The sequence below is a fragment of the Pedobacter sp. genome (assembly GCF_035566355.1).
Lineage (GTDB): Bacteria > Bacteroidota > Bacteroidia > Sphingobacteriales > Sphingobacteriaceae > Pedobacter.
Genome location: NZ_DATMRL010000260.1, coordinates 1 through 23,868, shown reverse-complemented (window position 1 = coordinate 23,868; position 23,868 = coordinate 1). Strand labels below are relative to the sequence as shown.

31 protein-coding genes are annotated in these 23,868 nt (G+C 37.4%); 13 read left to right on the top strand and 18 right to left on the bottom strand.

From position 1 onward, the window contains the following. Nucleotides 1–35: 35 nt before the first annotated feature. The 8 genes from VNZ46_RS10240 to VNZ46_RS10210 form a co-directional block, all read right to left on the bottom strand. Nucleotides 36–1,289, bottom strand: a complete 1,254-nt coding sequence (locus tag VNZ46_RS10240) for a P22 phage major capsid protein family protein (RefSeq protein ID WP_325560075.1) — start codon at nucleotides 1,287–1,289, stop codon at nucleotides 36–38. Nucleotides 1,290–1,617: 328 nt separating this feature from the next. Continuing rightward, the gene (locus VNZ46_RS10235) at nucleotides 1,618–2,526 is read right to left on the bottom strand and encodes a hypothetical protein (protein ID WP_325560074.1); all 909 of its coding nucleotides are present in this window, start codon (nucleotides 2,524–2,526) and stop codon (nucleotides 1,618–1,620) included. A 1-nt stretch (nucleotide 2,527) separates the two neighbouring features. Continuing rightward, nucleotides 2,528–4,876, bottom strand: coding sequence for a portal protein (locus VNZ46_RS10230; protein ID WP_325560073.1), 2,349 nt, complete (start codon nucleotides 4,874–4,876; stop codon nucleotides 2,528–2,530). Nucleotides 4,877–4,931: 55 nt separating this feature from the next. Further along, entirely contained in the window at nucleotides 4,932–5,198 is a 267-nt protein-coding gene (locus VNZ46_RS10225; protein ID WP_325560072.1) for a hypothetical protein, read from the bottom strand. 10 nt (nucleotides 5,199–5,208) lie between these two features. Then, nucleotides 5,209–5,349 (bottom strand): DUF1660 family phage protein, encoded by a 141-nt coding sequence (locus VNZ46_RS29380; protein ID WP_414693485.1) that lies wholly within the window; start codon nucleotides 5,347–5,349, stop codon nucleotides 5,209–5,211. 134 nt (nucleotides 5,350–5,483) lie between these two features. Continuing rightward, nucleotides 5,484–6,986: a terminase large subunit domain-containing protein gene (locus VNZ46_RS10220; RefSeq protein WP_325560071.1), complete on the bottom strand. Its 1,503-nt coding sequence runs from the start codon at nucleotides 6,984–6,986 to the stop codon at nucleotides 5,484–5,486. Next, a complete protein-coding gene (locus tag VNZ46_RS10215; protein ID WP_325560070.1) occupies nucleotides 6,983–7,333 on the bottom strand; it encodes a hypothetical protein in 351 nt (116 codons plus the stop codon). Before VNZ46_RS10215 ends, VNZ46_RS10220 begins: the two co-directional genes overlap by 4 nt. After that, the gene (locus VNZ46_RS10210; RefSeq protein WP_325560069.1) at nucleotides 7,330–8,472 is read right to left on the bottom strand and encodes a site-specific DNA-methyltransferase; all 1,143 of its coding nucleotides are present in this window, start codon (nucleotides 8,470–8,472) and stop codon (nucleotides 7,330–7,332) included. The genes VNZ46_RS10215 and VNZ46_RS10210 overlap by 4 nt, the downstream gene beginning before the upstream one ends. A gap of 556 nt (nucleotides 8,473–9,028) precedes the next feature. On the opposite strand from VNZ46_RS10210, the gene VNZ46_RS10205 reads away from it, so the two are divergent. The 3 genes from VNZ46_RS10205 to VNZ46_RS10195 are packed head-to-tail and all read left to right on the top strand — an operon-like array spanning nucleotide 9,029 to nucleotide 9,671. Then, nucleotides 9,029–9,238, top strand: coding sequence for a hypothetical protein (locus VNZ46_RS10205; RefSeq protein ID WP_325560068.1), 210 nt, complete (start codon nucleotides 9,029–9,031; stop codon nucleotides 9,236–9,238). Next, complete coding sequence (locus VNZ46_RS10200) at nucleotides 9,235–9,438, top strand: hypothetical protein (protein WP_325560067.1); 204 nt, start codon at nucleotides 9,235–9,237, stop codon at nucleotides 9,436–9,438. Before VNZ46_RS10205 ends, VNZ46_RS10200 begins: the two co-directional genes overlap by 4 nt. Further along, nucleotides 9,438–9,671, top strand: a complete 234-nt coding sequence (locus tag VNZ46_RS10195) for a hypothetical protein (protein ID WP_325560066.1) — start codon at nucleotides 9,438–9,440, stop codon at nucleotides 9,669–9,671. The genes VNZ46_RS10200 and VNZ46_RS10195 overlap by 1 nt, the downstream gene beginning before the upstream one ends. A gap of 118 nt (nucleotides 9,672–9,789) precedes the next feature. Here the strand turns inward: VNZ46_RS10195 and VNZ46_RS10190 are convergent, their stop codons facing one another. From VNZ46_RS10190 to VNZ46_RS10180, 3 genes are all read right to left on the bottom strand, one after another. Then, the gene (locus tag VNZ46_RS10190) at nucleotides 9,790–9,987 is read right to left on the bottom strand and encodes a cold shock domain-containing protein (RefSeq protein WP_325560065.1); all 198 of its coding nucleotides are present in this window, start codon (nucleotides 9,985–9,987) and stop codon (nucleotides 9,790–9,792) included. 464 nt (nucleotides 9,988–10,451) lie between these two features. Beyond that, a complete protein-coding gene (locus tag VNZ46_RS10185) occupies nucleotides 10,452–11,414 on the bottom strand; it encodes a hypothetical protein (protein ID WP_325560064.1) in 963 nt (320 codons plus the stop codon). A 425-nt stretch (nucleotides 11,415–11,839) separates the two neighbouring features. Then, on the bottom strand, nucleotides 11,840–12,019 hold the full coding sequence (locus VNZ46_RS10180; protein WP_325560063.1) for a hypothetical protein: 180 nt from the start codon (nucleotides 12,017–12,019) through the stop codon (nucleotides 11,840–11,842). A 31-nt stretch (nucleotides 12,020–12,050) separates the two neighbouring features. On the opposite strand from VNZ46_RS10180, the gene VNZ46_RS10175 reads away from it, so the two are divergent. The 7 genes from VNZ46_RS10175 (at nucleotide 12,051) to VNZ46_RS10145 (ending at nucleotide 17,477) form a co-directional block, all read left to right on the top strand. After that, nucleotides 12,051–12,566 (top strand): hypothetical protein, encoded by a 516-nt coding sequence (locus tag VNZ46_RS10175; protein WP_325560062.1) that lies wholly within the window; start codon nucleotides 12,051–12,053, stop codon nucleotides 12,564–12,566. Then, entirely contained in the window at nucleotides 12,563–13,204 is a 642-nt protein-coding gene (locus VNZ46_RS10170; protein WP_325560061.1) for an ATP-binding protein, read from the top strand. The genes VNZ46_RS10175 and VNZ46_RS10170 overlap by 4 nt, the downstream gene beginning before the upstream one ends. Before the next feature lie 10 nt (nucleotides 13,205–13,214). Then, on the top strand, nucleotides 13,215–13,790 hold the full coding sequence (locus VNZ46_RS10165) for a hypothetical protein (protein WP_325560060.1): 576 nt from the start codon (nucleotides 13,215–13,217) through the stop codon (nucleotides 13,788–13,790). Between the two features lie 11 nt (nucleotides 13,791–13,801). Continuing rightward, entirely contained in the window at nucleotides 13,802–14,443 is a 642-nt protein-coding gene (locus tag VNZ46_RS10160; protein ID WP_325560059.1) for a hypothetical protein, read from the top strand. Nucleotides 14,444–14,856: 413 nt separating this feature from the next. Continuing rightward, a complete protein-coding gene (locus VNZ46_RS10155) occupies nucleotides 14,857–15,132 on the top strand; it encodes a hypothetical protein (RefSeq protein ID WP_325560058.1) in 276 nt (91 codons plus the stop codon). Beyond that, nucleotides 15,119–15,787: a hypothetical protein gene (locus VNZ46_RS10150; RefSeq protein WP_325560057.1), complete on the top strand. Its 669-nt coding sequence runs from the start codon at nucleotides 15,119–15,121 to the stop codon at nucleotides 15,785–15,787. The genes VNZ46_RS10155 and VNZ46_RS10150 overlap by 14 nt, the downstream gene beginning before the upstream one ends. Further along, on the top strand, nucleotides 15,771–17,477 hold the full coding sequence (locus VNZ46_RS10145; protein WP_325560056.1) for a DEAD/DEAH box helicase: 1,707 nt from the start codon (nucleotides 15,771–15,773) through the stop codon (nucleotides 17,475–17,477). The genes VNZ46_RS10150 and VNZ46_RS10145 overlap by 17 nt, the downstream gene beginning before the upstream one ends. 27 nt (nucleotides 17,478–17,504) lie before the next feature. Here VNZ46_RS10145 and VNZ46_RS10140 read toward each other — a convergent pair whose 3' ends face one another. Further along, entirely contained in the window at nucleotides 17,505–18,158 is a 654-nt protein-coding gene (locus tag VNZ46_RS10140; RefSeq protein WP_325560055.1) for a hypothetical protein, read from the bottom strand. A gap of 166 nt (nucleotides 18,159–18,324) precedes the next feature. Here VNZ46_RS10140 and VNZ46_RS10135 point away from each other — a divergent pair, with 166 nt between their 5' ends. The 3 genes from VNZ46_RS10135 to VNZ46_RS10125 all read left to right on the top strand — a co-directional run bounded on the left by VNZ46_RS10135 (nucleotide 18,325) and on the right by VNZ46_RS10125 (nucleotide 20,862). After that, complete coding sequence (locus VNZ46_RS10135) at nucleotides 18,325–18,699, top strand: hypothetical protein (RefSeq protein ID WP_325560054.1); 375 nt, start codon at nucleotides 18,325–18,327, stop codon at nucleotides 18,697–18,699. Between the two features lie 4 nt (nucleotides 18,700–18,703). Continuing rightward, nucleotides 18,704–19,555 (top strand): hypothetical protein, encoded by an 852-nt coding sequence (locus tag VNZ46_RS10130; RefSeq protein ID WP_325560053.1) that lies wholly within the window; start codon nucleotides 18,704–18,706, stop codon nucleotides 19,553–19,555. A 1,058-nt stretch (nucleotides 19,556–20,613) separates the two neighbouring features. Beyond that, complete coding sequence (locus VNZ46_RS10125; RefSeq protein ID WP_325560052.1) at nucleotides 20,614–20,862, top strand: hypothetical protein; 249 nt, start codon at nucleotides 20,614–20,616, stop codon at nucleotides 20,860–20,862. A gap of 123 nt (nucleotides 20,863–20,985) precedes the next feature. On the opposite strand, the gene VNZ46_RS10120 is transcribed toward VNZ46_RS10125, so the two are convergent. From VNZ46_RS10120 to VNZ46_RS10095, 6 genes are all read right to left on the bottom strand, one after another. Next, nucleotides 20,986–21,381 carry a VRR-NUC domain-containing protein gene (locus tag VNZ46_RS10120; protein ID WP_325560051.1) on the bottom strand — a complete coding sequence of 132 codons (396 nt, stop codon included), beginning with the start codon at nucleotides 21,379–21,381 and terminating at the stop codon, nucleotides 20,986–20,988. Continuing rightward, a complete protein-coding gene (locus VNZ46_RS10115) occupies nucleotides 21,371–21,787 on the bottom strand; it encodes a glycoside hydrolase family protein (RefSeq protein ID WP_325560050.1) in 417 nt (138 codons plus the stop codon). The genes VNZ46_RS10120 and VNZ46_RS10115 overlap by 11 nt, the downstream gene beginning before the upstream one ends. A gap of 39 nt (nucleotides 21,788–21,826) precedes the next feature. Next, nucleotides 21,827–22,906: a hypothetical protein gene (locus VNZ46_RS10110; RefSeq protein WP_325560049.1), complete on the bottom strand. Its 1,080-nt coding sequence runs from the start codon at nucleotides 22,904–22,906 to the stop codon at nucleotides 21,827–21,829. A 16-nt stretch (nucleotides 22,907–22,922) separates the two neighbouring features. Continuing rightward, nucleotides 22,923–23,123: a hypothetical protein gene (locus VNZ46_RS10105; protein WP_325560048.1), complete on the bottom strand. Its 201-nt coding sequence runs from the start codon at nucleotides 23,121–23,123 to the stop codon at nucleotides 22,923–22,925. Between the two features lie 107 nt (nucleotides 23,124–23,230). Continuing rightward, on the bottom strand, nucleotides 23,231–23,395 hold the full coding sequence (locus VNZ46_RS10100) for a hypothetical protein (protein ID WP_325560047.1): 165 nt from the start codon (nucleotides 23,393–23,395) through the stop codon (nucleotides 23,231–23,233). Then, nucleotides 23,373–23,636, bottom strand: a complete 264-nt coding sequence (locus tag VNZ46_RS10095; protein WP_325560046.1) for a hypothetical protein — start codon at nucleotides 23,634–23,636, stop codon at nucleotides 23,373–23,375. Before VNZ46_RS10095 ends, VNZ46_RS10100 begins: the two co-directional genes overlap by 23 nt. Nucleotides 23,637–23,868 lie beyond the last annotated feature (232 nt).

Here is a 23,868-nt window from a genome sequence, read left to right as displayed (position 1 = left end):
CGTGAAAGGGCGGTTTCCCGCCCAAATCATGAAAATTACGACAAGATAGCCACTGCAAACTCAGGGTTAATTGCAACCCCGCAGATAACGTCAATACGATCGAGCTGCTCGTAATTACGGATATCCGCACCCAAAGAGTAGGTCATCGCTAACTTGTAAAGATCGGAGTAACGCGTAACGGCTTCAACACCACCTTTTAATTCCTTGATTGGAGGTGCAGCAAAGACAACCGCTTGTGTGTGATAAGCCAAAGATACGTTATGGTCAGCATAGAGCAACATTTGAGCACCATTAGGAATAGCAGCAGAAATGTTTTGTTGAGCACCGGCAATAACAATAGTTGGATTAACAGGAATATCTGCCGTAGAGCCGTTGGCCGAGATTACCTGTGCTGTCACTACAAATTGTGCAGGAGCTTCATAAATTGGCTCATAGGTCAGTGGGTTGACTGCGTAAACGCCAGCAGCCGGAGCTACCTGGATGATGTCACCTATGTTAAAGACCACAGTACCAGGGGCTTGCCCTAATCCTGTAACGCTAATTAGGTTACCTGCAATGATAGGTCCATTGGTGACAGTACCTGCAAGTAGCATACCTGCAGGAGGAGTCCCGCCTAATTGCCCAGCACCTGCTATTTGACGCGTCAAAAAGTTAGTCTTAAAGAAGTCAAAACCTGATAAGTGCCCTACAAATCCATCAATCAAAGCACCTGTATTAACAGTCATGTTAAAGACGTTAAAGAGGTCATTGGAAAGGTTCGCTGCAATACGTGGGGGAACAGCACAAAAGCGTTTGCCATCTTCAGGGATTGCAAGTTGCGTCATTAAGGCATCAGCTGTCAAAATTGTGTTTAAACTAACAGGCACGCCTGGTGTTCCAACAGAGTTATAAACTGCAGGCTGGAAATTTTGAGCGGCAATGAAATTCTCAACTAAGTTTGCCAAACGCTTTGCACGAGGGGCGTTAGCCATTTCTAAATAGGGTTCGTCGCGCGCACGATCGAATGTGAGTTCGAAACCCGTATACTCAATCATGGTTCTAAATTGTTTGGTGATAGATAAAGGACGTATGATTTGAACACGAGCTTCACTTGTAGCAGACGCACCTTCACCCGCGAGATATCGCTCTTCAAGCCTATAATCGAGTGTTTGACCGGTAGCAAAACGAAGAGATTTAAAATCACCTTCAAGATTACGATTAGCTGTTCTTGCAAAAGCCAAACTGTTCCAGAAACGCACAAATACGTCATCTAGAACGTACTGGGTTTCGCGAAAAATATTAGTTGACATGTTCCTCTCCCTGACGAACAAAATAATAAGTAAACGCACACACTGTGCACCTAGTAATCATTTGTCCGGCGGGAGACAATCCATATCGTTACGCGCCTATCTTTTTTCTTTTGGGATGATGGAAACCCGTACAACTACGCATCAATTAGTTAATTTGTATCATATCTATGAAAAAATGCAACAATGTTTCTTTTGTTAATCATTCTTATCTTTTTTTTCTAATTCTTTAGTTATTTTTTCAACCTGTTTTAGGATATATAAAAACATATTAAAACAACTATCCAGTGTTCCTTCAATTTTAGGTGAGGTAGGTAATACAAACTTATCTTTATCCACGTTTTGCCTTTATTTTAGCCATCTTTCTAGCCTCAAATTGTGCTATCTGTTGCTCAATCGTCGGCTCCTTTGGGGTACGCTTGTGCTCTATGGTCGCGTCTTCTGTAGCACGCCCTAGAGGCCTTGGTGCGGACGTTGTCGACTTAGACTTTCTCATGCGTTCCTCTAATCGTCCCATTTCAACCATTTGTACGTATTGATCAGGAATAGACGATATACGTTTAAGTTCTTCAGGATGTCGTTTGCTAGCCGCATAGATGAAAGCAGCTGGGTCTTTCATAGCACGCGTGGCAACCGTCATCGCATCGGTAATAGGTTGTTGTTTTACAACTTGCACAAAGTCATCAAAGTTATTCATGCCATCCAGAAATTTGGTTTCAAACTCACGTTGAGCTGTTTGCTCGCGCACTCGCATCTCACGTTCTTCAGTCTCACGTGACATGTTATTAACGGTTTGTTTCACGAATGATGCTAGTTGTTGCTGCCAGTCACTACTATCATTTGGATCGTATTCGAAATCTTTGGCAGCTTTCTGAACCTCGCGACTTGCACCTGTTTCAGCCAATTGTGCACGTAATGCCTCAATCTCTGCCTCATGTTTGCGCGTCATACTTTCAGCTTGCTTTTTAAGACGCTCGCGTATTACCTCATTGTCAGTAGTCTTTTTATTGCCATAGTCATCTGTTTCCACCTCAGGTGTCGCGTCTTCAATTTGTTCGTTAGTGGTGGTGTCTTTATCCCCGACATCCTCATCGTTGCTTCTTGGCTGTTGTTCGGGTATGTCACTATTATTTTCGTAATCATCTCTAGATCCATCTTCTTCACCCTCCAGTTTTTCTGCTATTTCCGTGGGAGTTATTTTACCAGTTGCCAATAAATCATCCAGATTACTTATTTGCATCTTACGTCCTTATATTGTGTGTCAAAATCTTAACCAAATTATCAGCATGCGCTATAGCATGGTCACTTTGTGTTCGTTCAGTTTCAGCCATATATCGCATCTTACTTTCTTCAATTTCCCCCATGACAGCGATTTCTTCCGCTTGTAATTTTTGTCGCTCAATCTCAAGGTCAATCTGCATTTGTTGAGCTTTCAATTGTAACTCTTGCTTTTTGAGTTCAAGTTCCGCTTGCTTGAATTGGGCTTCCATTTGCATTTGTTGCTGCTGCATTTGCATAGCTTGTTCTTCAGGACTTGGTTGATTTTGACCCATTTCTGACGGCATTTTGCCCGTTTTACCAGCCTCAATGATTTGCGGGGGCACAATGGTTTTAAGTCTGTTCTTAATCTCAATAGTATTTGATAAAGGCAGGTTATCAGCATACAAGTCAGCCACAAGATTAAAAGTTTCAGGACTTGCTTGTAGTATTTGTTGCAAACTATTGAGAGCCTCTTGCTTCTGACCTTCATAGCTAGGCCCTGGTTTCAAGCGAACCTCATAGGTGCCTTTCCTAATATCATTTTCAACTTTCTCGCCATACTCATCCATCTGTTTATTGATAGTAATGTTCTTCATGCCCTCATCAGGGGTCATTAAAGCAATCACACGTTCTGCATCATACACACGTGGTATCATTTGATTAATAATGCGACCTGCGGTTGCTATGGCACGGTTTATGCTATTAAAAGCCACATAGGTTGAATAACTTCCTTGGCGAGTTCTAGCATCAATTGCAACTCCTGATATCTCATTACCTTGCTGGCCCATCCGGGTTGGATATAATCCGGTTGAGGTGTATAAATCCTCTATCGCAAGATTGTATTGCGTAAATAGCGATTGTGAGAGCTCAGGGGGTTGCACTTGGAAAGGCTTATCACCATTAGGGGATTCATCATAAGTTAAGAGTCCTTGGATAGATTGGGGGTCTTTCCAGTTGCGCATAGTATCAGGACTTTGCGCATTTTTCTTAGAGCCTATCCATTGGTCATAACGACTAACTTTCAAAATATAACAAGATTGGGTTCTGAGATAATTGATATACCGCTGAGTATCTATAACATCATCAAAAAATGACCGGCATACTTGCTTGCCATCTTTATCATAAAAGGAATTCTGATCAACATAGATAACGGGTATTTCTTCGGCTGGGAATTCAGTTTCATCTAAAATGTAATCACCTGCTATTTGATAGTGTATGATACGCGAGCGTTTGTGCTCACGTTTTTCTTCAATTCTTACAGGCTGTCCTTCATCAAATAGTGTTTGTCGCTCATCGAAATCTAGTTCTTCATCGTATTCGGATTCTTCATCAATGGGTGCTGTTAATCCTTGGCCTTCGGCTTTATTGCCAACTGTTACTTCTCCACCCATAATACCCATAGATTCTGGAACTTGAGATAACATTGGGTTTTGAGGTAGGGGCGGCATCCCTGCCTGTTGTTCTAATCCCCCCACTTGAGGTACTGGCTGCAAATCTTGTGCCAGCATTTGATTTTCTTGGAAACGAAGACTAGACTCTATTAGCTCGTCCATCTCTTCCTGGTTTAATATCTTACCATTTGACATTTTATAAAGCGTGTCTTTGATGAACTTACGTTTGTAGTAATTATTGATTGAAGCTGCTTCATCATCGGCCCATGAGAATGGATCTTCTCCATAGGTATCCGGCTGCACAGCTAATGCTATTTCCTCTTGCGTTGCTGTAATTTTAGAGGCACGCTTTACCTTTTCTTCAACTTCTTTGCCATAGACTTGTCTGAATTTCGCCCACGTCATACGCGTAATATAGCCGCCATGCATACCATCTGTTTTATTGATAGTCTCAGCACCTATATCCCAATAGCAGCGACTTGAATCCTTAAACCAACGTTGCACGATGTTTAAATCAAATGATTTTGAATGGGTATACTCTGTGTCAACTAAAAAAGCGCCATAGCTTCCGATAAAAGCCTGGGAGGCTGCTACCTGATATGCGGTGTTTGATTCATTACTGAAAACAATATCTTTGACTATGAGTTCACGAAGATGAGCTGTTTCCTCATCGCAATTTGTCATAGGAACTATTTCAAGCTGTGGGGTATTTTGTTGTTGCTCACCAAGGAGTGCATTACCCATAGTGGCAAGTTTATTGGCCGTTAGCGGGACTTTCTTATTGGTAATAAGCATGTCCTCTTCTTCCTCTTCCCATTGATGGCCAAGAACAAAGGAATGCATCTTATGATATTTATCGATGTTGTATTTAAAGTATTGTCGCCATTTCTCACAGGCGATTCTAGCTTCTCGTGCTAACTTTTCAGCCTTCCTAGCCATATCAAAGTCCTTTTTTGTTTAAACCTGTTACATCTTGTATCAGTATAATTAAACTTTAGTTCGCGTCTTGCGTAATCCTATCTGTTAACATTTTTTTTCCTAAGAATGCAATATCATCTATCAAAGAAAACCCTGAATCTTTATGTGTTTTAGAAAAAAACTCAAATGATAATTCTGAAATAAAAATACCTACACAGAAGGTAACCATATGGAAATACTCCTTACTATCCAATCCATATTTTTCTTGTACTACAATAGTTTTACGCATCCACGCATTAAATAATTCTCTAATGGCCTCTGCGTGGAATTTAGGATCGCTCAAATTAATCACCTTATCTATTATGTAGGACTATACAGCAACATCTCTTACAATAAAAATGTCTTGGTGCTTCTTGCATATGTGTCCTGATATACCATTCAAACTTGTGACCAAAAACTTTACACAAAAGCCTATTTATCTGTGAGATTATCATTATCTCTCCAATAACCTCCTCTATTTATCAATAAATGATCGGCCCATTCATCGTCTAATAGGGACTTAATATCATGACATTTATGGCACATGTCTATAAAGTACATGCCATTTCTCGAGAGTGTCTTTTTATATTCATGTAAACATCCCACTACTTCGTTCGGGGAGTCTATTGACCTCATAATTTCCACCACCTGCATGTTGTCCATAAGCAAACGTTATCATAAGTGCATCTGCTTTGTCAGGACTATTCATCCCTCTCTTTTTAGCATCTATCTTAGACTCAATCAATAAGCGACCATTGCTCGTATATTTATATCCTAGTCCACAAATCTCTTTTTGCAATTCGGGATCATCTGGTATTTGCACAGACAAGTCTTGGGTAAACCAGTCGCGCATCTCGCTCCAAAGCTCAGCCCTGAGGTTTTGAAAATGTTCGGTATTATTAGCATTCCTTGATACATTAACGCCAACCACTTGCATATAACCCATCTCATGTAATCTATCTACAACACCGGCCCCTATTCCAATAGAATCAATAAATACCTTATTAGGACGCTCTTTATCGATAATCATCTTGACCTTACCCACTAACTGCATGGTATCTAGTCCCTGGTGGGCCTCAAGCTTATAAGCTAATCGTCCACGACGTCTGATTATCGTTGATCGGTCATTTCCACCACGGGCTGGATCAACCCCTATGACTAAAGACGTATCACTATCTACTGTAGCTTTTCGAGCACGGTTTACGGGTTCGACAGTAATGAAAGTATCCGTTATACTGTTGAGGAATGCTTCTTCATCGGTAAACGGATACTCTTGACTAAAGCCTTTGCACTTTTGATCATAGTCTCCATCAAAGTCAGATAGTTTGTTACGCCTCCATGCCAAATGCCGTGCAGTTAATCCATTATCGCCATAGAGTTGCATCCAATCTTCTTCATCAGGTGTTAATTGCATCCCAACGGCGTCTCTAGTGTATTCATCTTGCCAATACCAGGGTACAAATATTATTTCCCAATCAGATTTATTCTCTTTCGCATCTTGCCAGTCAATGTAAAAGGCATTACTAATACCGTTAGCAGTAGACTCTTTAATCTTTTCAGTACCTGGAATATCTGCAACTGTCTGCTCAATGCCACGTTTGGTTTCTGATGGATTCTCATAGAATGCATATTCGGATAAGTGCAAAAGCTGATTAGTCATTGAACGGCCAATTTCTTTAGAGCCTGCTGTTCCAACCCGATAACCTGAATTGAATTTGTTAAACACAAGGCGGTTATCGTTATCCTTATCAGCCTTAGGTGCTAATCCTGTTGGTAGATTATTGTTATAGCGCTTAGTCATCTCAAAAAGACTTTTTGTGGCATCCGTCATATGAGTTAGGATAAAAGCTTGTGTTCCTTCTACAGTTAATACTCGATGAAAAAAGCGTGCTTGAATATACGTCGATACACCTTGTTGACGGCCTTTTAGGATTAATACGCGGATATAGCCTAAACGTTTGAGCTGTGTTTCTATTCGCTCATGGACATAACGCTGTGCTCTATTAAATTCAAATGGGATTAGGTTTCCTGATTTATCGGATATCTTGAAGAAAGATGGGGCAAACTCTTGGAGGTCATAAATGTTAATCATTGTTTAACTTTTAGTTCACCTGTCATTATCTTTTCAAGCAGTGAGGCAGCATTCGTAGTATCATCATCTCTATCTTTTTCACGCCAGCGTGCACGTGTTTTGAGCCAAAATATTTGAGCTTTGATATCATCTCCATCGATTGCTTTACGAAAAAGTTTAGCTGCAACCTTAGCGTTTGCACGAACTATACTGTTGTCTAATTCATCGCGATAATACTTAACTAATGTATTAATATGCACACCAATAAAGTTCGCAATTTCCTCCTGACTATTGCCAAAACTTACTAATGCTGCAACCTCAGCACGCGTCTTCTCTGTTGGTTCATGTGGAGTATTATCTGGCATCATTCCTCCAAGATAGCTTTATTACCGGTATAATTTTCATATCTTTGTATAATAACATCACAGTATTTTGGGTCAAGTTCCATCATAAAACATTTGCGTTTGGTTTTCTCACATGCGATTAAGGTGGATCCTGAGCCTCCGAATAAATCAATTATATTGATAGCTTTTTTGTGATTTCCTAATGCTCTAATAGCAAGTTCCACAGGTTTTTGAGTAGGGTGAATATAATTTGTGTCTTTTGAAACAATCCACAAATCAGACTCATTTTTAATCGATTCATCAATCTTTGCATTTGTTAAACAAAACTCATGTTGATGGCGATATCCAGAACCCATACCAAAGTTGTTTTTAGCCCAAACAATACATGCAGTAAACTCTAAAGTATTTTGTAAAAGAGCGTAAAACTTCCAGTTACACCATACATAATAAGGACATCTGAGTAAACAAATCATAGTAACAATAGATGAGATAAAATGTTCAAATTCATCATCTTCTAAATCATCATTTTTGATTACATCAAATTTACCAGACCGACCCTTGAAGCCAACATTATAAGGGGGATCAGTAAATATTAAATCCATAGGTGTTTTACCAATTAATTTGTCAACGTCAAGAATATTAGTACTATCACCACACATCAAACGATGCTCACCCAACATCCAAACATCCCCAAGCTTTGTGACCGGTTCCGCAGGCACATCAGGGCAATCATCCTCACCACAAAATACCTCAGGCGCGTCATCTGGAAAAATATCAACCAACTCATCAAGGTCAAAACCTGTCAACGTCAGGTCATAATCAAATCCTTTCAAATACTCAAATTGGCTAACCAAAAGGTCATTATCCCAGCCTGCATCTAGTGCAATCTTGTTATCAGCAATTACCAAAGCTGCTTTTTGTGCATCGGTTAAGCCTGACAACACAATACAAGGTAATTTCTCAATACCACACTGAATCGCAGCCTCCAAGCGCCCATGCCCTGCAATAATAGTATTATGTTCATCAATTAAGAGTGGATTAGTAAAACCGAAGGCATTGATAGAGCGAATGATCTTGTTTATTTGTTGTTCAGAATGGGTACGGGAATTACCTTTAAATCTGTGTAAATCCCGTACAAAAATGTCTTTATAGTCTCTAAGCATCAGTGTTTAAGGGCCTGCTTGCACATTTCTATGCTCGCCAACTAAGGCACCATCGTTCTCACCAGCTTCCCCTGGCCAACAGTATTTTGGCTGTTCACGGCATTGTTCATCTACAATCTTCCCATACATAGACTTGACACCATTGTAATGATTGTATTCTTCTTCCTCTGTGTAATCTTTGACTTCCATCATGATAGTAGCTCCATCTATTAATCGATTAATAATGTACCACACGGTAACGATAGCACAATTTAATTACACAATAAAATATTTTAAATATTTAGTTCAAATTACTTGACATATAGTTCAAGTACTTGTACCATCTCCTTTGTTAACTAGCCAAGTGAATATAAAAATGAATATTAATTTTGAATTTGAGGAAACCGATCATGGATTGGAATTTATGCAATACCAAACAAAGATTTTTTATTGTAATGGCATCTGCACCTTTAGAAATTCAGATTGTGGAACTTTAGAAAATCTCAAAAAGTTACTTGGGGACTTAAAAATATCCATAGAAAAATTAGAAACGTTCATAAATAGCAAAGGATAAAAAATGAAAGATTTTGTAGATTGCGTAATGAAGTTCTACGGTAAAGATGAAATATACGATATCGGAGCGACTCGTGAAGAAGTATGGCACGCCACATGTATTCGATTAAAAAGAACCCTAGGTCAGCCATTGAATGGTGTATCTTTTGAGGCTGATGACCTTGACCGGGAAGCAGTTAGGGATATTATTTTAGAAATTAGGGAGAAATCATGAAACAAGATACCGACAGTTATCTGGGAACAAAATATACGGTTTGGAATGACCAAGATTATCCTAACGATTGGTATTTTACAATTCATACAAATTCTGGTGATATAGATAGCGATGATTCATTTAACACAATGCAGGATGCAAAAGACTATGCTGAAGGCTATATAGAAATTCAGCTAGACAGAGCTATAGGGAGATACTAATGAAAACCTTAAGCGATATAACGCTTTACGATCTAATGGCTGAAGATATGGATGTTTGGGTCAGAAAGCGCACCTCAAACACCTTTGAAATACAAATTGATGACGAAAATGGCGAAACCCTCCTAGAAGATGACTCAATACATGAGTTTGCCGTAGATAGCTTTGCTAGATTCTGCAAGTACTTTCTATTTTCATACAACAACGCTAACAAAAAGGAGTTAGAATTATGCTAAGGAAGCTCAAATGCGCCTTGAGAGGTCATAAGTATCATCTGCACTATGACCGGGTAACCAGGGTTTATGGTCCGGCGAGCGAAGATGTTTGCTGTTGCTGCAGTCGAACTCGACGAACTTAGGTGCGCTGAACGTTCTTGGCAATTGCACCCTTTGGGGAGTTTGCAGGCTCAAAGCTTACAGGCTCTCCTGGTTCTAGTGTTTTAAACCCGTCCGAGTTAATTTCTTTATAATGCACAAAATATTCTTTGTTGTTACTCGTGATAAATCCAAACCCTTTGCTCTCCGAAAACCACTTCACAGTCCCTTGTAGCATTTCTTATCCCTTAAAATCAATTTTAACAGGCCTTAAACGAACGCTAAGGCACCTAAAATATAAATGTAACACCTAAGTGACACTTTTAAAACAAAAGTCAGTATAAACGTTTATATGGCTCTGTATTGCCTTCTGCGTAATTGGGCATACCGGATTCTATCCAGCACTTAACCGCGGTGAATAGCGTTTCTTCAGGTAATAGCCCGTGTAACATATCTTGTTTGTCTTCTTTGCTCAAGAGTCTTGTCGATATTAAATTAGCCTTTATGCATAACATCTTAGCTATTGTTATCAATACACTTTTGCAATGCTCTACCGATAGCGCTGTCTGGTAATCGTCCATGTTCTGGTAATCCTAAAAGTTTACGTATTACGGGCATACATTCTAGTGGGCCGCTTAGGTGAGAGTATTGTTTTAAAATACCAGGTTCTGAGAAAATATTATCATCCATGATAATTAATCCTTATTTTTGTTTTATTTTAAGCTCCTGAGATTGAACATAAGCTGAACATCCTACCCAGCTATATCCTGTGGCTCGTGAGTGATACATTTGTAAGTATTCTTGATCAGGTTTTGGGAGGCTAAGTTGAAACTCAATAATTCCAGAAACCCATTCATATCCAGGAACACCCTTTTCGTGTCTTTTAAACTCTATATCATCAGGTTTTCTCATTTTAGGTTTATCAATAATCCTTTGTTGCTTAATCCATCCTTTAGGCTCATCAAATTGCTTTTCACGTACAAACTTTAAAATTCCTCTTAATCTTTGCTGTCTCGTGAACTTTTCCTCTCGATTAAGTAAAGAATACAAAGCGGCACTTAGAAAATCTTCTAAAGTTTTAATATTCTCCGATTGAAAAGGATTTTTCTCATAGCATTCCGACAAAGAGAATTTTTCATGGTCTGTTAGGGTTTTTGAATTGTCTACTACTACTACCGGTTTTGAAGTGAGCCCTGTAGTAGTAGTTATATCTTTAATATCTTCTTTAATATCTGTATGCAATGGAGTGCAGTAGTTTAGTGCAATGGAGTGCACTAGTTTGGTGCAGTCGATTGCACTAGTGTTGGATTCTTGTACAGTGGTGCACTCCAGTGCACTAGTGTCTAATTCCAGAACAGTTATGCTTGATTTAGGGTTATAAATCCAATTGATTTTTTTTCTATTGGTGAATCCAGTGCGCTGAATATACTTAAACTCTTCGAGTTGATTCATGATGTTATAATATTGGCGTTTATTAATTTTTGTTAATTGACAAAGATAATCAGTTGAGGCTTTTATATTTTTTCCCGCTGTGTGAAGGGAATAAAAAAATGCAGCTATAAATGTGGATGTTTTTTCTAGTCGATCATCTTGATAAAGAAAAAATGGAATATGTAAGTAATCAGGTAAGTTAAATTTTTTTGTGTTGCATGTATGATCTGTCATGATACAATTGCTCCGTTGATGAATCCGCTCCGGACTCGTTAATTTTTTGTTAATTGCCTTTGCTTCGGCAGTTAATGGGTTTGTTGGCCCGTGTTGTTCTCGTTTAAAGAACTTTTTAGGATGTACCTTTCCTCAATTTGCAGTTGAATCAAAGGCTAAGGGCAGGATGCCCTAAATTTATTTAACTAGCATACAATATCATATTCCAAATTCTTATTAATCAATTTACACCAATCCAAAAATCCTAAGTACAATTGGTATAAATATAGAACTAATAAATAAAGTTATTAACCAATTAAGTTTAGAATCTACCGATTTAACCACATGCTCAATAGACCTAAATTTAATATCTTGAACCTCATGCAAAACCCTGAGCCTCACCTCATGATCGATATACTGTTCGTCCGTCACAAAATCCTCCCTGTTCAATCATGATGCCACTCTGCCATTAAATCATTTTTAGTTAATCGTTGCAGCTTAACTTGTGATTTTAAAGGCACATAACCCCACTTTAACCAATTGCCCAAGGTAGCGCGTGACATACCCGTTTCTTTATTGAATGCATAAGAACTTTTGTAATACCGATAAACCTCTTTTGGACGCATATGTGACTCCTTAAAAAAATATAAAATTATTATGGCAGATTACTTGACAGGGTACAAGGACTTGTACTATACTTCTTTTACGTCACTACCGACGCAGACTAAAAAAAGTGAAGAGGTATATATCATGCAAAATCAAAATTGTACATTAGAAAGGGAACATATTTTAGAAAAAAGTATTCAAGAGCTTGAACAGCTTAACAAAAAGCTTGCAAAGTTTATTGTACGCAAGGAAGAATTAACAAACGAAATCATAGGAGCTATTGGCCATGAACATGAAGGCCAGAAGTCTTATGAGTATAACGTTTGGAAAATTGAGGTGAAGACACCTTTTATTTACTCATTGAATAAAAGATGTTATGAATCACACGAATTTAATTTGCCGGAAAAGTTTAATCCGATAAAAGAGTCTGTATCTTATACTATCGATAAACGCTTATGTGATAAATATATTGCCGAAGCCCCGAAGGAAGTGAGAGATACTTTAGCACAATTGATTGATAAGAAGCCTGGGAAGGCAAGTATAGTTATCAAGGAGCGTACACAATGAGCAATACTGTCTTAGTCATAGGCGAATCAGGAAGTGGCAAGTCCACTTCCATTCGAAACCTTGATCCAAAATCCACGTTTATTATTTCTATTCTAGATAAACCGCTTCCTTTTAAAGGGTATAAAAAATCCTATAACGAAGAAAATAAAAATTTTTATTGTTCGGATGACTACAATGCAATTATTGCATACATTCGTGCAATTAACGAAAGACGTCCTGATATCACCACTTTAATAATAGATGATGCCCATTTTCTAATGGCAAATGAATTTATGAATAGAGCTTGTGAGAAAGGATTTGATCGTTTTAGTGAGATAGCTCAGCACATGTGGCAGGTTATGTGCGCCATAACTAGTAGTCGTGATGATTTAACCTGTTTTGTATTGTCTCACAGTGAAATTGATAACACGGGAATTTCAAAACCTAAAACTGTTGGGAAATTATTAGACGATAAAATTACCCTACAAGCGATGGTAACAGTTTGCTTGCATACCAAGGTCAGAGATGGTCAGTATCAATTTTTAACGCAAAATGATGGCAGCCATGTTTGTAAGGCTCCTATGGATATGTTTGAGGGATTATTAATTCCCAACGATCTACTGTTAGTCAAAAATGCCGTAGAAAACTATTATAACTAAGGGGATAAAGATGGCTGGATTTTGGGAGAGTGATTTGGGAGAGGTTACAGGAAGTAGTCAAGATGCTTTTGCGAAAAGCTTTGTCTTGGTGCCGGATGGTACCATGGCATTAGCTAGAATTGACAAATTTATCAATGATGAATATAACGGAAATAAATTTTTGAAAATTGAATGGACACTAACTGATGGAGATTTCAGAGGCGCCAAAGTTGAGCAGAAAATTAAAGTATGGGGTGATAGTCGCGACAAAGACCCTGTAAAAACCCGTCATCGTGCTTTGAATATGCTCAAGCTCTTATTCAATCTTTATAATTTAAAACCGCGTCATTCTAACGATCCAACTGATCAAGATTTAGCACTATTCATAGACAAGGTTGCAGGCATTAAAATACGTGAAACTGAACCTAATGCCGATGGTAAACAATATAACTGGGTGGCCGAGGTTCATCCGCAAACAGGGTTTAAATGTGAGACAGGCATTAAGATCGTGGTTACCCATAACCATCTCAATGAGGCCAATGACTTGTTTGATTCGGCGTTTTCTAGAAATAAACACGTGAATAATGAAAGCGATATTCCGTTTTGAAGGAACTAATAATGACAATAGGAAGGCTTACTAAGTTAATAGAGTCCATAGATTATAGATCGGATGAAAAACGTAATTATATCGGAGCCTCAAGTATAGGCTCTGATTGTTTACGTCAGATTTGGTATGAGTTTAAAAATGCAGATGGGGAGATTGTAACTAATAAATTAAAAAGAACTTTTGATATTGGTAAGCAATTAGAACAATTAGTTTTTTCTTGGTTGACTCTCTCAAATGTTAAATTTGTAAGTCATCAATTACAGTATGAAGACGAAGAGCTTTTGTATTTCCAAGGTCATATTGATGGATTTCTGCCAGAACTAGAGGCAATACTAGAGATTAAAACCGCTAAAGATTCGAGCTTTAAGGGATTTGTCAAAGATGGTTTAAAAAAATGGAGTCTTAGGTATTATGCACAATTACAATCTTATATGGGAATGTCTGGATTTCATAAAGCCTATATACTTGTATTAAATAAAGACAATAGTGATATTTGGGATGAAATGATAACTTTTGATGAAACATTTTATTTGTCTTTACGTGAGAAAGCTAAAATGGTTTATGAAGCCGTTATTCCGCCACTACGGGTTAATAACTCACCTCTCTGGTACCAATGTAAGATGTGCAAATTCAATAGGGTATGTCATGAATGATCTAAGAAATATTTGCGATGAGATGTTCAAAGTAACTTTTAAAGACATTTTGGAATGTATTTACTCAGAAATAGACTTTGCTATAGAAAGGACTTTAGAGTCTTTGGCGCATCTTAATATTCATGCCGATGAACATCTTATCAGAAAAGAGATTATTACTTCTATTGTTAGGATTTTGTCTAGCGATTTGGAGAAATTTAAGGGTGTACAATGAAATGGTATTCATCAAAAAGATTTAAACCTGGTCAAACAGGAGATCAAATAATATTTAGGCTTCCCTCTGGATATATACATACGGGCGTGTGGGATCACTTAAAAGATCAAGGCTATCATTTTGAAACTCACAGTGGAGATAGATATCCTTTGCATGAAACAACGCATTTCTGCATACCTGATCCAATTGAGATTGAAAAATGACTGAATTAGAAGATTTACTAAAAATATTGCCATCACAAATACATGTTCCAAGATTTAATTTTAATGGTAAAAAATTAAAACCGATTACATATGATTTAATAATTTTTAGATATAGAAACGATATTTCATATAGGAATTTAAAATGTACGTGCTCTGGAAATGTAATATTAAAAGATAAATTAATAGAATTTTATGATGGAGAATTAATTGAGAATGTAAAAAAAATGCTCGCTTGGGTTGTTGAATGGGGCGACGCAAATGACTCAAGATGAAGTTGATTTGATTTATGAATATTTGCATGAGAATTATGAGTATCAAGATGGAGAATTATTTTCAAAAAGAAAAAACAGAGTTATAGGTCATATAAGTGAAGACGGGAGAATGTCTCTTACCCTAAACAAAAAAATCCTTGGTAGAATCATTTTAATATCAATAGCTAAATGTGTTTTTATATACCATTTTAAAAAATGTCCCAAGTATATAAAGCATATAAACAACAATCCAATGGACAATAAAATAGAAAATTTGGCTGAGATAAACAACCGAAATACAACACTTTACAATCCAAAAACAAGAGGTGTATCTAAAAGCAGAAATAAATACCGCGTTATATTATCTATTGGGAACGGAAAAGCAAAACATATTAGATCATGGGATTTAGAAAAAGATGCAGAATGTTTTTATCAAAACGTTACATCTCTGATTAATTCAGGAGAAGGTCTAGAATCAGCTATACAATCATCTCTTTTAAAATTTCCAACAAATAATATTAAGAAAAGAAAATATCCTATTGGAGTACATCCAGTAAATAAAAGATTTGCTTGCGCTATGTATGCTAATAGAAAAAAAATATATATTGGCACATATGATACCCCAGAAGAAGCTTATGAAGAATATCTAAAAGCAAAAAATGAAAATACTTCGTAATTACCAACAACAAGCAGTTAATGAGTGCTGGAAATTCTTAAAAAAAGACAATGAGCCAGTCCTCCTCATGGCCTCTGTAGGGTCTGGAAAGAGCCTTATGATCGCATCAATACTATTAGATATTCAACATGCGCATAAACGCGCTCTATGCCTTGTAAATAACTCTGAACTCGTACAAAATAATTGCGTTACATTTAATATACAAGGTGGAGATTCCTCTATTTATTGTGCAGCGCTTGATTCTAAAGATACATCAGGCTCTGTTATATTCGGTACACCCCAATCAATATTAAATGGCATTAATAAAAATGAGACAATATCCCAGATTAAATTTAATCTTATTGTAGTAGATGAAGCCCATGCTATTAATTTTAATAATATTAACTCTTGCTTTATGCGTATATTACGTCATTACAAACAAGAATATAAAGACATGAGAATCTTAGGAGCCACGGGAACCAATTACAGATTTAAAGGAACGGCTATCGTAGGGAACGATTGTTTATTCCGAACCCAAGTGGGAAATATTACAACCCTTGACTTAATCAAAAATAAATATCTCATAGCCCCTCATTTTTCTGTTGATGAAAAACTAATCATAGATTTTTCAAAAGTTAGAATTAAACAAAATGGTCTATTTGACCAAAAAGATTTAGCGTTCGTTATTAATAAAAGTACCCGTATTACAGAACTTATCTGTAAACAAATTGTCCATATCATGGAATCTCAAAAAAAATTTGGTATCTTCATCTTTGCCACTACTAGGCGTCACGCTGAAGAGATTTTAAGTCACCTCCCTGAGACGCAAAGCGCTTTGATTCTTGGCGATACGCCTCAAGAGGAACGAACAAGGATTTTAGATGCAGCTCGTCAAGGTAAAATAAAGTATTTGGTTAATATCGCTATTATTAGCGTCGGGGTTGATATCCCTGCTTATGACACGCTTGCCTATTTAAGACCCACAGAAAGCCTTGTTTTGCTTGTTCAAACTATGGGGAGGGTCTTACGGCTTTCGCCAGATACCAATAAAACAGAAGCTCTTATCTTAGACTTTGCCGGCAATATAGAGCGTCATCGCGACTGGGACGACCCTATATTACAAGATGCAGTACAAAGCACTATTGATAAAGACAAGCCTTATGTAATCTTATGCCCTCAATGTAATGTAATGAATACAGAACATGCTAGGCGTTGCATAGGTAGTGTTAATGACAAACGATGTGATTATTATTTTGAGTTTAAAGAGTGCCACAATCAAGACTGTAAAGTTAATAACGATATTACAGCGCGTCATTGTCGGGCTTGCGAAATAGAATTAATTGATCCTAATGCCAAACTAAATCTGGATACAGTTAAGAAATCTTACCATGAAGTTCGCGTATTAGGCGCCAAATATGCATTATCCGGAACTAATAATAAATTTAGAGTAAGCTGTATATATTCTTGCATAGACAATAACGGAAGAAAACGGGATATCTTCGAGCATTATACGCCTTCTAGCGAAAAGGCTAAGAATGTATTCTACGGACAATTTGTAAGGCGTCATTGTAATAAATCATCTCAATGGTACCCGTACCTTATGAAACGACATAAGGTTGAAGAAATGCTACAGGAAATTAATACACCATCTAGATTATTAATAACACCAAATGAGAATGGCATTTTAATTAAGAAGAAATTTTTCGATTAAAAAAGGCCAAAAATCTGGCCTTTAGGATTAGTCCGCTTGAAGTAGAATAATCTTCAAGTAAGCACTATTAGTCTGAGCATTAGTACCTAGTGTTGGTGCAGTCAGAGTAACAGTGGCCGTAGATGTGTTAGCCAGTGTTAAAACATCTCCAACGTTCAAATGTACGAACACATCTGCTACTATTTCGTTAGCTTGTTGATCAGGACTCAAAGTCATGTTCGCAAAAGTAGATCCAGGAACAATCACACCATTTTGAAATAAACTTAATGTCCATACAGGAAGAGGCGTGGCTATTGGATTTAATGATCCACACATTCCTGTAAATACATCATACCAACCGGCACGCTTTATAGTTATTTGTCCATTAATAGCTGCCATTGAAACGTCGATATTTGCAGTTGCAAAGATTGTTTTTTCCAATAAGACAACTTGACCAGCCAAATTAGGACCAGTAGATGCGGTTAAACTTTGATTTTGTGTGGAATAAATTTCTGCAAATTCAGGTGCAGGAATTTTATCTCCGCCACCACAAGCAACACAAGAACCAGGAATCCCTTGTGGTCCTTGAATACCTTGTGGACCTTGCAACCCGTCTTGTCCACGTGGACCTTGGACACCTTGTTCGCCTTGTATACCTTGCATAGATTGACAGCAACCGCATTTATCTTGATGATCACTCATGATAATCTCCGTTGATTAATGTTGTTTAAAACATAAGTCACCGAGGCCCATGGGATTAAGAGAGATAATTCGAATAAAAAGATGGGGATGGTTATTAATATTAGCATAACATTACAAAATAAATAATATATACTACGTCGTTTTATTTCAGAAGGAGTTTTATGTAATGCAGTACAGTTTTAAGCTATTAGGAATTTCCGTATTACTACTTTCAACAGCAACTCATGCCGGAACATTCAAAACCACTTGCCACAGTAGAGCTAATTGCGCAGGCGTCAATGAATCCATCACTTGGAATGGTCAAGAAGAACATTGGTGGCGCGTATTTTCGATACACCGTTCTAAGAAGTTAGGCGATCATTCCGAAAATACATTCATGAAATATGGACACCGTTGTGCAATTGTCCATTGGACTGAAGCCCAAGATGAGCATAATCCTTGGGTAGTTGAAGGGTATCACTTCTACATGGATTTGAATGGCTACGAAGTCTATGATTGCTACACCTATGCAACTGGCTGTAACTTAACTGAAGGGTGGTAATAATATGTATGAATTACTTAAAACTATATGTCTTTCAATAATATTAATTTCTCTATTTTGTAACCAAGCAAAAAGCTCCGAATCCCAACAAATGGACATCCCACAAACTCCAGAGAACCAAGCATACTTTGCAGCCGTCGATAAAGACCCGTCTAAGCCTCACAAAATGCCCAAAGCATTAGCAAAGATGATCTTCGGTACAAGTCATGTTCCTGAGCCGCATTCAGGTGTACATATCAGGCCTATGTCTAAAATGAATATCTCTAAACAAGGTTTACAGGCATTCCAAGCAAGACAAAGTGCTATTAAGAAAACTGGTTATGTTAAAGAATATAATACTTATGCTTTAACACTACAGAATATCCAGCATGCAGCTGATGAGGACTATAAGGAATCAGCAACCGATACGACGCTTCATAATACGCATTTAGTCCGAACATTTAATGAATTGGAGCTTGCATATAAAGGACAGGACATACCATTAAGCCTTGTAAAGTCTTCAATTGGCTATTCACCTGCAGGGATGTTTATGGACAATGACAAATACAAAGGATGGTCTGCGTGGGGATTATTCTTTGTATCCCAAAATGATTTAACCTGTACTTATGATGAATCTAATGTAGAGATTTCTGGTGGCTCGGCTAATGTTGCCAAAGAAATCGTAAGCCATAATATTAATGGCAAAATAACTACGATTGTCACGTCGGGCAATAATGCTTCTGGCTTTATCGTTGATGCACAATGGTTTGATAAACGTTTTAGAAACCAATTGCGCTGCCGGATTGAGACTTATGATAAATCATTGGTGGATAGTGTAATTGCTATGGCTAAGGATATAGATAAAAAAAATGTGTGAACTAAATGATTGATTTAATAATCATCGCATGTCCGCCATATTCTTTATACAAAAAAGCGCCAGAGGATCAATCACATTCAGAATTAGTTGATTGCCCAATATGTAAATTGAAAATGTGGTTATCAGAAAAAAAGAAAGAATTGATTCTTATGCATACTACCATAGGAGATGAAATTCAGTTAATTTGTTACAAGTGCTTTAAAAAAGAAGCTAGTGAGTGTCCAGAGTTTTTTGAAGATTCAGAGATTATTAAGATATGAATGACTTCACCAAGGAAGAATGTATATGCAAGGATATTAAAATCCCTAGATGGGACATCTATATTTGTAGTTATTGTGGAAGACAATTGGCTTTTTTGACCACCCCAGAACTTCCTTACCATTTGATTCCATTTTGGAAAAAATTATTCATTAAGATTAAAGGATTTATTAGAAATGAATGACTTCACGAAGGAAGAACTAGAAAATATTTTAACATGCGTTAATGCGGTAAGTTATAACAATAAACAATCGGCTGAAACGCTTAAATCTTCAAAAGAAAAACTTAAATCCATGATTGATAACTATTGCGAGCATTTAGAATCCAAAGAAAATCATAATCCTTCCGTAATGGAATGTAAAAAATGCGGGGATTTTTTTGTTGAGTGACTTTACGAAAGAAGAATTACAATATTTTCTAATGACTATGGAGCCTTTTCATTTTCTCTGGAGACATGACCCGATGAAACTTGAAAATAAACTCCGGTCTATGATAGATAATTATTGCGATCATGAATCTGGTTACATTGATTATGATCATCAGGCTATTAAATGCAAAAAGTGTCATAGGTTAATAGAATGAATTACTTCACGAAAAAAGAGTTGCAAATGATTTACGAAAATTATAAAGGAACACAATATTCTGATATATCCGACAAAGCAAAGTTAATAATTGATAATTGTTGTGAGCATGAATGGCATACTAATCCTTATAATTACGTGCTTTATTGTCAGAAATGCGAAGAAACCACAAAAAGTGACACCCAGGAAAAATTATTAAAAAATAAAAGTGATTGAATAATGACAGATAATGAAAAATTAGTTGAAGTGTCTCTTTCATTGGAAAATAGAGCGTGTACCAAATGCGGACTAATTCAAATGCATGATGAAATATTCGGTTCAGTATTCTGTGATTCAAAAGAGGCGTTTTTTTATGGGTGTCCAGAAAAAGAGGAATGGCTTAAAAGATTCCCAAGCTCTCAATATGATGAATCAATAATCCCACTTCAAAAAATGACTCGACCATTCATATATGAACCAAAAGTCTAATTACTGTGATAATCAGACATATATATAAAAATACAACTTTTGTATCTATTGTAATACTAAATGTATACAAACTAGTAAGTTTACAGCTATTTAAAATGTATAAAATTAATACTAACAAAAAGATTAATTATTATACAGAATATTAGTACAGTTTGAGTTACAATCAGAACTAGAGATTTCCAGATAGTTTAATAAAATATCAATTGCCTCAGAATAGCCCCAGGCAACATGACAATCATAGCCGCGTTCTTTTTTTCTTTCCAAAAAATCACTTTGCTCTTTGGAAAGCTTTCCGCTTCCTACTTTTAATTCGAGCCAAAGTCCTGCTTTACCATTTTTTGGAATGGCTACAAAAATATCAGAAACCCCGCGCTTAACACCCATCCGTTTTAGTTTGCGTCCTTCTTGGATGGAACAACTGCGCTGATTAGCAAAATGATGGGTATCTTCAAAAACATCAGGCAAATTGTAAGAAACCCAATTCATGAAATTTATTTGTGCAACATCTTCATTCTTCATCGCTCCCTCGCATCATAAGAGCAACATCCTTTGCTCTTTGTCCTACTTGCATGGCCCAATCACTATTTAATGCGGCTCTTGCAGCTTCGGTATAGTTTTTAGATTCAATAGCGGCAATCATGTTCTTGAATTCTAACAGTCCTCCAATACCCAAATTAAAGCACATATTAAAAAGAGCATCTTTAACATTGGGTGGCGCATTGATATAGAAACTTTCTGCAAGTAATTCTTTTTCAGTTATTGCCATGTCATTATCAAGTAAGTAGTTGGCTTCATCCACTGATATGCCATCATCTTGTAAATCTCTACCCCAACCTATTGTGAGTTTACCTCTCGTATCAATATAGGCTTTGCTATCGTAACCTTCATAATGTTTTAACCATGACTTTAATTGGTCTTTAGTCATTGCAAATCCTTTGCAAAAAGGCCCCGAAGGGCCTCAGTTTTAGGCGGGTGTGACGATCCTATATCGCACATAGAGGATAGCCGTTGAATCGCCGGTCGCAAAATCTTGCGTTGCATTGGACAAATACACAGCAGTATTAAGAGAGGCTGTAGCGGTTACGCTTAAACTTCCAGCAATACCACCATTTGACAAGAACCCTGATGCAGCGACTCCGTTTAAGGAAGCAGCCGCTAACGTACCAGAGGCGACTGGGCCTGCTCCATGAACGGTGTTCCCGTATTGAGCTGCTAATACACCACCTGCTGTATATTGCGTGGTTACGAAGGCGATGTCCCATAGAATATTATCGATTAGGATAAGTTTTCCTGCACCAGGGGCTGCAATCAATTGCACAGGAGTGTCATACAAGGCTTTGATTTGAGTGGCTGTTAAGGTAACAGTCGCTGTGGCGGCCACATCTAGGGCTAATTGCGCATAATCAACTGCATTATTTGCAATCTTAGAGCCTGTGATGGCACCTGCGCCAATCGTAAGGACACCGGTATTAGAGAGGGTTCCATCTCCGCTTAGGGCAACAGGGGCCGCTACACCTCCAGAGCTTCCCACAAGTAAATCAGCCGAAGCTAGGGGAATTGAGGTTACGCCTGCGTTAGTAATAGCGACGATGCCTGACATAGCAACGTTAGCTGCAACACCTGAGCCATTACCAACTAAAATATGCGCAGAGGTTAATGGAATAGAGGTAACACCTGCGTTGGTTATTGAAAGGATCCCAGTTACAGCGACACCTGTTGCAATATTTGAGGCGTTTCCTACGAATATATTGCCACTAGGTAGCGAATCAGATAATCCACTAGAAGGTGCTAATTCAATAAATGTAAAGTTAACGGGGTCATAAGTAAAAAATCCAATTTGATTAGGGGAATAATAAATTAAAACGATATCACTTGGGAGCCATTGAAACTCACCATTATTTAATAATTGGATATTAGCATCTTCATTGGTTACATAGCCTGCGGCTGTAATAGTTGCTAAATTTGCGGTGGTTACAATACCCACGATGTTAGGGGTAAGGTTAAACTCCCTCAAAATCGAGGTTATTGTAGTTGTAGCGGCCATGATATCTCCCTATAATTTATCTTAGTTTATGTTTTAAATTCTTCCTTCTAATTCTATCTATATCATCAACACCGATATAATCACACCCTTCTGCATAGATATCAGTGCGAACCCCATGTTTACCTGCATCTTCTGCAGTAGTAAGCAGTTCATCATGATTCTCAAATTCTCTATCATCGAGTATTTCATCAACATCAGCACGGATTGTACGTTTCATAACAACCCCTTATTTTTTATGGTGTTCTTTTTTATGTTCTTTTTTGTGCTCTTTCTTATGTTCTTTTTTCTTATGTTCTTTTTTATGTTCTTTCATTTCTTCTCGTTTCATTTTTTAGATCTCCCTTTATGATTGAGTTTCCCTAACGTTTCGGCCAAACGAGCTCGTTTGCCTTCTTTACCACCTGCATGTGCAGCCTTTTCTAACTTTTTCTTAGGTATTTTTTTGCCTTCCGGAACACCAAGTTCTTTATGAAGCGCTCCCTTTTTCATTCCCATTTTTTGGATCCACTTTTCCGCCATCTTCAGTCTCCATTGTTTTTTCAAATTCAGCAGCCACTTGATTTATCATCTCTAACCAATGCATCGCTTCTGCTAAATGTCCTTCGAGTTTAGCAAAATTAGCTTTAGTGGATTCCATTTCAGCTTTAATCTTCAAAACACGGTCTTCAATATCAGCTTTGTTCACAACTACTTCTCCTTTTACTGGTTGATTATTACTTAGACTTTCCATATAAATTAGCATAGATAAAAATGAAAATGCAGACTTCAGAAACTTTTTTAATAGTAAAAATAATGCCATCAAGAAAACTCCCAGACCACGATTAACCCAGCACTTCCAGTACCACCGGAAGCACTAGAACTGGTAGAGCCACCTCCCGATCCTCCTGAACCATAGTTACCACCTGCAGAGCCATTTCCAGTGGCAGTCGTAGATCTTCCTCCACCACCATAGTGACTTTCTC

Excerpts from the sequence above, each read along its gene's own strand:
- VNZ46_RS10240 (WP_325560075.1), bottom strand. The coding sequence starts at position 1,289 with ATGTCAACTAATATTTTTCGCGAAACCCAGTACGTTCTAGATGACGTA.
- VNZ46_RS10235 (WP_325560074.1), bottom strand. The coding sequence starts at position 2,526 with ATGCAAATAAGTAATCTGGATGATTTATTGGCAACTGGTAAAATAACT.
- VNZ46_RS10230 (WP_325560073.1), bottom strand. The coding sequence starts at position 4,876 with ATGGCTAGGAAGGCTGAAAAGTTAGCACGAGAAGCTAGAATCGCCTGT.
- VNZ46_RS29380 (WP_414693485.1), bottom strand. The coding sequence starts at position 5,349 with ATGATAATCTCACAGATAAATAGGCTTTTGTGTAAAGTTTTTGGTCAC.
- VNZ46_RS10220 (WP_325560071.1), bottom strand. The coding sequence starts at position 6,986 with ATGATTAACATTTATGACCTCCAAGAGTTTGCCCCATCTTTCTTCAAG.
- VNZ46_RS10215 (WP_325560070.1), bottom strand. The coding sequence starts at position 7,333 with ATGATGCCAGATAATACTCCACATGAACCAACAGAGAAGACGCGTGCT.
- VNZ46_RS10210 (WP_325560069.1), bottom strand. The coding sequence starts at position 8,472 with ATGCTTAGAGACTATAAAGACATTTTTGTACGGGATTTACACAGATTT.
- VNZ46_RS10205 (WP_325560068.1), top strand. The coding sequence starts at position 9,029 with ATGAAAGATTTTGTAGATTGCGTAATGAAGTTCTACGGTAAAGATGAA.
- VNZ46_RS10200 (WP_325560067.1), top strand. The coding sequence starts at position 9,235 with ATGAAACAAGATACCGACAGTTATCTGGGAACAAAATATACGGTTTGG.
- VNZ46_RS10195 (WP_325560066.1), top strand. The coding sequence starts at position 9,438 with ATGAAAACCTTAAGCGATATAACGCTTTACGATCTAATGGCTGAAGAT.
- VNZ46_RS10190 (WP_325560065.1), bottom strand. The coding sequence starts at position 9,987 with ATGCTACAAGGGACTGTGAAGTGGTTTTCGGAGAGCAAAGGGTTTGGA.
- VNZ46_RS10185 (WP_325560064.1), bottom strand. The coding sequence starts at position 11,414 with ATGACAGATCATACATGCAACACAAAAAAATTTAACTTACCTGATTAC.
- VNZ46_RS10180 (WP_325560063.1), bottom strand. The coding sequence starts at position 12,019 with ATGCGTCCAAAAGAGGTTTATCGGTATTACAAAAGTTCTTATGCATTC.
- VNZ46_RS10175 (WP_325560062.1), top strand. The coding sequence starts at position 12,051 with ATGGCAGATTACTTGACAGGGTACAAGGACTTGTACTATACTTCTTTT.
- VNZ46_RS10170 (WP_325560061.1), top strand. The coding sequence starts at position 12,563 with ATGAGCAATACTGTCTTAGTCATAGGCGAATCAGGAAGTGGCAAGTCC.
- VNZ46_RS10165 (WP_325560060.1), top strand. The coding sequence starts at position 13,215 with ATGGCTGGATTTTGGGAGAGTGATTTGGGAGAGGTTACAGGAAGTAGT.
- VNZ46_RS10160 (WP_325560059.1), top strand. The coding sequence starts at position 13,802 with ATGACAATAGGAAGGCTTACTAAGTTAATAGAGTCCATAGATTATAGA.
- VNZ46_RS10155 (WP_325560058.1), top strand. The coding sequence starts at position 14,857 with ATGACTGAATTAGAAGATTTACTAAAAATATTGCCATCACAAATACAT.
- VNZ46_RS10150 (WP_325560057.1), top strand. The coding sequence starts at position 15,119 with ATGACTCAAGATGAAGTTGATTTGATTTATGAATATTTGCATGAGAAT.
- VNZ46_RS10145 (WP_325560056.1), top strand. The coding sequence starts at position 15,771 with ATGAAAATACTTCGTAATTACCAACAACAAGCAGTTAATGAGTGCTGG.
- VNZ46_RS10140 (WP_325560055.1), bottom strand. The coding sequence starts at position 18,158 with ATGAGTGATCATCAAGATAAATGCGGTTGCTGTCAATCTATGCAAGGT.
- VNZ46_RS10135 (WP_325560054.1), top strand. The coding sequence starts at position 18,325 with ATGCAGTACAGTTTTAAGCTATTAGGAATTTCCGTATTACTACTTTCA.
- VNZ46_RS10130 (WP_325560053.1), top strand. The coding sequence starts at position 18,704 with ATGTATGAATTACTTAAAACTATATGTCTTTCAATAATATTAATTTCT.
- VNZ46_RS10125 (WP_325560052.1), top strand. The coding sequence starts at position 20,614 with ATGACAGATAATGAAAAATTAGTTGAAGTGTCTCTTTCATTGGAAAAT.
- VNZ46_RS10120 (WP_325560051.1), bottom strand. The coding sequence starts at position 21,381 with ATGAAGAATGAAGATGTTGCACAAATAAATTTCATGAATTGGGTTTCT.
- VNZ46_RS10115 (WP_325560050.1), bottom strand. The coding sequence starts at position 21,787 with ATGACTAAAGACCAATTAAAGTCATGGTTAAAACATTATGAAGGTTAC.
- VNZ46_RS10110 (WP_325560049.1), bottom strand. The coding sequence starts at position 22,906 with ATGGCCGCTACAACTACAATAACCTCGATTTTGAGGGAGTTTAACCTT.
- VNZ46_RS10105 (WP_325560048.1), bottom strand. The coding sequence starts at position 23,123 with ATGAAACGTACAATCCGTGCTGATGTTGATGAAATACTCGATGATAGA.
- VNZ46_RS10100 (WP_325560047.1), bottom strand. The coding sequence starts at position 23,395 with ATGAAAAAGGGAGCGCTTCATAAAGAACTTGGTGTTCCGGAAGGCAAA.
- VNZ46_RS10095 (WP_325560046.1), bottom strand. The coding sequence starts at position 23,636 with ATGGAAAGTCTAAGTAATAATCAACCAGTAAAAGGAGAAGTAGTTGTG.